A 5,190-nucleotide genomic window follows, 5' to 3' on the forward strand; every position below is an offset into this window, starting at 1 on the left:
GAAATGTTGTGAAGACATAAGGTGCACATAGTGCAAAAAATTAAAAATAAGACGCCAACTACGTTGTTTTCTTGCTGTTTTATCTGCACAGATGAAGATAACTGAATACCTTCAGTACCATGATAAGGGGGCTGGCGAGGCTTGTCAAGTGATTTTTGACGAAATGATTTTGAAAGTAAAGAGCGGGAGAAGGGGTTCGAACCCTCGACCTCAACCTTGGCAAGGTTGCGCTCTACCAACTGAGCTACTCCCGCAATTAAATTAACCTAAATTTACTTAATTATAGGCATACACAGCGATTTGTAAACCCCGTGTACACGAAAAATGTGAGAGCCCATAAATTTGCGTTGTTCCTTCTATGATCTTTTCGTATACTTAAGGCTCGTTTTTGATTATCATAGATTTTCAATTGTGCCAAAAAATGTATTAGTTTTGTGGAAATATTTTTATATAAAGACGACTTGCCAGCTAGTTCAATACCAGATGATATAAGGTCTATAGCTGTTGATACCGAGGCAATGGGGCTACTTCATAGCAGAGATAGGTTATGCCTTGTGCAGCTCTCTTTTAATGATGGCAACGTTCACTTAGTTCAACTCAAGAACGATTACACAGCGCCAAATTTGAGAAAAATATTAGAGGATAAAAATATAACTAAAATATTTCACTTCGCGCGATTTGATCTGAGCATAATACATTATTACTTGAAAACTTGGGCACTTCCGTGCTATTGCACGAAAATAGCTTCACGGTTAGTTCGCACTTACACAAATAATCATAGCTTAAAAGAATTGTGCTTAGAACTACTTGACACCAAATTAAATAAGCAACAGCAATCTTCTGATTGGGGAAATGAAAATTTGACAGACAAACAAAAAAGTTATGCTGCATCTGATGTTTTGTATCTCCATAAGATAAAGGAAAAGCTAGATTTAATGTTGGAACGTGAAAATAGAAAAGAATTGGCCCAAAAGTGCTTTGAATTTCTTCCTACTCGCATTGAGTTAGACTTAATGGGTTGGGAAAACGTGGATATCTTTAATCATCAGATATAACCATTTGTGAGAAGTTTTTTGTTCGTGCAAGACACTTTAGGGCAATTTTTCAGAAGAATTTAGTTGATTAACTGTTGATTGATGCGCTATATTTTACAAAAATTTAGGTATTTTATGAGTGATGATATTACATTGGTAAATGATCAAAGTTTCAAATCTGAAGTCAATGACTATAAAGGGTTTGTTCTGATAGACTTTTGGGCAGAATGGTGTGGGCCATGTAAAAGTCTAATGCCGCGTATTGAAAAGTTGGCTAAAGACAGAAAAGGCAAGATTAAGATCTGCAAGTTCGACATAGATGAAGGGACTGAAGTGCCAAGTAAGTATGGAGTGCAATCTATACCCACTTTAATCATATTTCAAGATGGTAAGGAAATTGCACGCAAAATTGGTGCAACAAATGATTTGCTAAGTTGGGTTGATAGTGAAATAAGCTAATAGACAAATTTGCTTTTGTGTGTATTATAAATATTGATAAAAGGGATTGTAGCTCAGTCGGTTAGAGCATTTCGCTCATAACGAAGTGGTCGTAGGTTCGAGTCCTACCAATCCCACCATTGTGTTGATCTTAGCATGATCGTGATAATGAGAAAACTATAGTATATGAATTATATGTTGATATAATAGAGGAAATAATGGAATTTACTAAATCTTTGAATGATAAGTTAGATGAGTTGCACTTACTAAATCATCCATTCTACCAATCATGGAATACAGGAAGCTTAAGCTTGCAAGCTTTACAAACCTATGCTAAAGAATATTATCACCACGTTGCTGCGTTTCCTCGTTATATCAGTGGTATACATTTTCTGTGCCCAGATCTAAAAATGCGACAGGTTTTGCTTGGTAATTTGATAGAAGAAGAACAAGGTGATGAAAATCACCCAGAGTTATGGAAGCGTTTTGCTGAAGGGCTTGGTGTAACACGGTCTGATCTCCATAAGGATGCACAGATTAAAGAGACACAGAAGTTAGTTGATGGTTACTTTGATATTGTACGATCAGACTTTGCTTCCGGTTTGGGTGCACTTTATGCTTATGAACGTCAAACTCCAGAGGTTTCTAAGTCTAAAATTGAAGGTTTAAAAAAACACTATTCAATAAGTGATGAGCGTTCTCTTCAATTTTTTATGGTTCATATGCATGCTGATGAATGGCATTCTGAGGAATGTGCAAATCTTATTGCAGACTTAAGCGAAGAAGAGCAAGAGAAAGCCATGCAAGGCGCTAAAAAAGGAGCAAAACTCTTGTGGGGTTTCCTTGACGGGATGATGAACGCTAGTGTGTGTCATTAATTGTAAGTAGATTAAACTCAGTGATATTAAAATGCAATGTAATCTTCTTATATCTGATCTGCGGCTTTGGGTTCATTTAGGATGTAGTGCAGAAGAGAAGTTTCATTCTCAATTAGTTAGTGTTAATATTGATTTTACCTTTAAATCCCCCCCTTTAGGACTTACAACTGACCGGCTTGAGGATACTATATGCTACTTGGAGGTAGTTCAGAGTATTCAATCTCTCGTTCAAAGCAAGCAATTCAACTTAATCGAGCATTTAACTCATGATATATACAGGACCATTAATAACCTTGTGATGCAAAAAAAGCATATTATTTCTTCTATAGGCGTAACTATTCACAAAGTTGCACCACCCGTTCCCGGTGTGCATGGAGGTGTTTTCTTTACTTATCGTAATGCGTTGCAAGAATGATTTACATTTCTGTTGGCTCAAATATAGGAAATCGCTTTTCCCATTTACAAAGAGCTGCTCAGTTACTAAAGGAACGCTATTTTAAAGATTTAAAGTCTTCGATCATTCTAGAAACTAAGGCCATTTTACCAGATGGTGCTCCATCTGGGTGGGATAAGCCATTTCTCAACATGATTGTCTATGGAAGTTGTTCTTCTTCTCCCGAAGAGCTATTAAAAGGCCTAAAACAAATTGAGTGTGATATTGGCCGCCTGCAGGTCTATGAAAAGTGGGCACCTCGCGTTATTGATTTGGATATTTTGTTATGGGATGATCTAACGCTCGATACACCCTACCTTAGAATTCCTCACCCAGAATTGATAACCAGAATTGATAAACAGACCATTTTTGCTTCACTTGATGGCAATGCTGAACCCTATGGATAATACTCCAATAATCAACAAGACGTTCGGTACTGTTGATTATGATATCCCTAACATTCAAGATTGTTTTTTAAAGAGTTTTACGCTTTCGCCAGAGCTTGTGGGTATTGTCAATATTACTCTTGATTCATTTTCAGATGGTGGTCTTTATTATGATGCAGATCAAGCAACCAAGCAGGCACTGCGGCTGTTATCAGATGGTGCAAGCATAGTTGAACTTGGTGCTCAATCAACAAGACCTGGATCTTTAATGCAGATCCCAGAGGAAGAGTATGCACATCTAAAGCCAGTACTTGATAATCTTAGCGATTATATGAAAGCTGGCGATATTAAAGTTAGCATTGATAGTTTCTGGCCAGATGTTATTTTGAATGTTTTAAAACACTACAAAATTACCTGGGTAAACAATCAGAAGGGAGCATCGAACAAGGAAAAATCTTGTTAAACCTGAAAGAAACTATTTTATCCAGTGCTATAACAATTTTTAAATATAATTTATTAAGAAGTATTTTTGCAGTTATAACCGGACGCTCAATGGTGCTAGAGTGCCCGTTTGGGAGCATGGTTTTGGAGGAACGGTTAAACCACTGATGGAGTCTATTACGACTACCTCGATTAGAAGATTGTATAATCTAACCGTCCCAAGCTTAAATACTTCTTCATTATAAGTTATAGGAGGTCAATTACAATGACAAAAAGTAAATTAGAGGTAATGAATCCTGATGCAGCAGGGATAGATGTTGGTTCGGCTGTACATTATGTATGTATACCCGAGAGAAGAGATGAGCAACGTGTTCAAAAATTTGGCTGCTTCACTGAAGACCTTCATAATTTAGCAAGGTGGTTAAAAAAGTGTAAAGTTACAACCGTAGCGATGGAATCAACTGGTGTATATTGGATTCCTTTGTTTCAAATACTGGAATCTTACGGTTTTGAAGTTAAGTTGGTAAATGCGCGACATGTAAAAAATGTACCTGGGAGAAAGTCAGATGTTCAGGACTGTCAGTGGTTACAACAACTACATAGTTATGGATTACTCCAAGGGTCATTTAGGCCAGATAGCCAGATATGTGTATTGCGTAGTTACGTGCGACAACGTAAGAACCTCACTGAAAGTGCATCTACACATGTTCTGCGTATGCAGAAGGCATTAATTCAAATGAATATACAACTGCATAGAGTTATAAGAGATATAACAGGAGTAACTGGTATGAAAATTATCAAGGCTATAATTAAAGGCGAAAGAGATTCTGGGAAATTGGCTCAATTCAGGGATGCACGAATAAAAAATGATCAGTCTACTATAGCAAAAGCGTTAGCTGGCGATTATAGAGAGGAACATGTATTCACGCTAAAGCAAGAATTTGAACTATATAATATTTATCAAGAAAAAATAGCAGAATGTGATAGAAATATTGAGGTCTATTACAAAACGTTTGAAACAAAATCTAACGAAAGTAAACAGTTGAGTAAGGAAAAGAATAAGCACAGAAAAAGTAAGCCTGACTTTGCTTTGCACGAGGAACTGCACCGAATAACTGGTATGGATTTTACTAAAGTTCCAGGGCTTGATATACTAAGTATACAGACTATAATTTCAGAAACTGGTATAAACCATAATAAATGGTCAACAGAAAAACACTTTTCATCGTGGTTAGGACTCAGCCCTGCCAATAAAATTACAGGAGAAAAAGTGTTTAGCACAAGAACGCGTAAAGTCATTAATCGTGCTGCGAATGCATTTCGAATGGCTGCTAATTCTGTAGGAAATAGTAAAAGTTCATTGGGTGCATACTACAGGAGATTAAAAAAACGATTAGGAGCACCAAAAGCAATAACAGCTACTGCAAGAAAAATAGCATGCATATTTTATAGTATGCTCAAATACGGACAAGAATATGTAGAAAAAGGAATGGAATACTATGAAACACGATATAAGGAGAGAGCTGTAAAAAATTTGATCAAAAAGGCACGAGAATTTGGCTATACTTTAGTGCAACAAG

General features: G+C 36.6%; 8 protein-coding genes and 2 tRNA genes. 8 read left to right on the plus strand and 2 right to left on the minus strand.

What is annotated here, in order from left to right; translation table 11 throughout:
* Nucleotides 1-181: 181 nt before the first annotated feature.
* Nucleotides 182-254, minus strand: a tRNA-Gly gene (locus tag OZD67_RS02260).
* A gap of 180 nt (nt 255-434) precedes the next feature.
* On the opposite strand from OZD67_RS02260, the gene OZD67_RS02265 reads away from it, so the two are divergent.
* The 7 genes from OZD67_RS02265 (at nt 435) to OZD67_RS02295 (ending at nt 3,632) form a co-directional block, all read left to right on the plus strand.
* Nucleotides 435-1,055 carry a ribonuclease D gene (locus OZD67_RS02265; protein WP_182183874.1) on the plus strand — a complete coding sequence of 207 codons (621 nt, stop codon included), beginning with the start codon at nt 435-437 and terminating at the stop codon, nt 1,053-1,055.
* A 114-nt stretch (nt 1,056-1,169) separates the two neighbouring features.
* Complete coding sequence (trxA, locus tag OZD67_RS02270) at nt 1,170-1,493, plus strand: thioredoxin (protein WP_182183876.1); 324 nt, start codon at nt 1,170-1,172, stop codon at nt 1,491-1,493.
* A 42-nt stretch (nt 1,494-1,535) separates the two neighbouring features.
* Nucleotides 1,536-1,612 (plus strand) — tRNA-Met (locus OZD67_RS02275).
* 78 nt (nt 1,613-1,690) lie between these two features.
* On the plus strand, nt 1,691-2,350 hold the full coding sequence (locus OZD67_RS02280) for a CADD family putative folate metabolism protein (RefSeq protein WP_182183878.1): 660 nt from the start codon (nt 1,691-1,693) through the stop codon (nt 2,348-2,350).
* A 31-nt stretch (nt 2,351-2,381) separates the two neighbouring features.
* Entirely contained in the window at nt 2,382-2,765 is a 384-nt protein-coding gene (locus tag OZD67_RS02285; protein WP_182183879.1) for a dihydroneopterin aldolase, read from the plus strand.
* The gene (gene folK, locus OZD67_RS02290; RefSeq protein WP_259346691.1) at nt 2,762-3,190 is read left to right on the plus strand and encodes a 2-amino-4-hydroxy-6-hydroxymethyldihydropteridine diphosphokinase; all 429 of its coding nucleotides are present in this window, start codon (nt 2,762-2,764) and stop codon (nt 3,188-3,190) included. The genes OZD67_RS02285 and folK overlap by 4 nt, the downstream gene beginning before the upstream one ends.
* Nucleotides 3,183-3,632 (plus strand): dihydropteroate synthase, encoded by a 450-nt coding sequence (locus tag OZD67_RS02295; RefSeq protein ID WP_259346692.1) that lies wholly within the window; start codon nt 3,183-3,185, stop codon nt 3,630-3,632. The genes folK and OZD67_RS02295 overlap by 8 nt, the downstream gene beginning before the upstream one ends.
* Here the strand turns inward: OZD67_RS02295 and OZD67_RS02300 are convergent.
* Nucleotides 3,580-3,750, minus strand: coding sequence for a hypothetical protein (locus tag OZD67_RS02300; RefSeq protein ID WP_182183881.1), 171 nt, complete (start codon nt 3,748-3,750; stop codon nt 3,580-3,582). The two genes, OZD67_RS02295 and OZD67_RS02300, sit on opposite strands and share 53 nt — an antisense overlap.
* Nucleotides 3,751-3,869: 119 nt before the next feature.
* Here OZD67_RS02300 and OZD67_RS02305 point away from each other — a divergent pair.
* A partial coding sequence (locus OZD67_RS02305) for an IS110 family RNA-guided transposase (RefSeq protein WP_274999611.1) occupies nt 3,870-5,190 on the plus strand: 1,321 nt, incomplete at its 3' end.

This window comes from Wolbachia endosymbiont of Drosophila nikananu, from assembly GCF_028981865.1.
Lineage (GTDB): Bacteria > Pseudomonadota > Alphaproteobacteria > Rickettsiales > Anaplasmataceae > Wolbachia > Wolbachia pipientis_B.

Excerpts from the sequence above, each read along its gene's own strand:
- OZD67_RS02295 (WP_259346692.1), top strand. The coding sequence starts at position 3,183 with ATGGATAATACTCCAATAATCAACAAGACGTTCGGTACTGTTGATTAT.
- trxA (WP_182183876.1), top strand. The coding sequence starts at position 1,170 with ATGAGTGATGATATTACATTGGTAAATGATCAAAGTTTCAAATCTGAA.
- OZD67_RS02285 (WP_182183879.1), top strand. The coding sequence starts at position 2,382 with ATGCAATGTAATCTTCTTATATCTGATCTGCGGCTTTGGGTTCATTTA.
- folK (WP_259346691.1), top strand. The coding sequence starts at position 2,762 with ATGATTTACATTTCTGTTGGCTCAAATATAGGAAATCGCTTTTCCCAT.
- OZD67_RS02280 (WP_182183878.1), top strand. The coding sequence starts at position 1,691 with ATGGAATTTACTAAATCTTTGAATGATAAGTTAGATGAGTTGCACTTA.
- OZD67_RS02300 (WP_182183881.1), bottom strand. The coding sequence starts at position 3,750 with ATGCTCCCAAACGGGCACTCTAGCACCATTGAGCGTCCGGTTATAACT.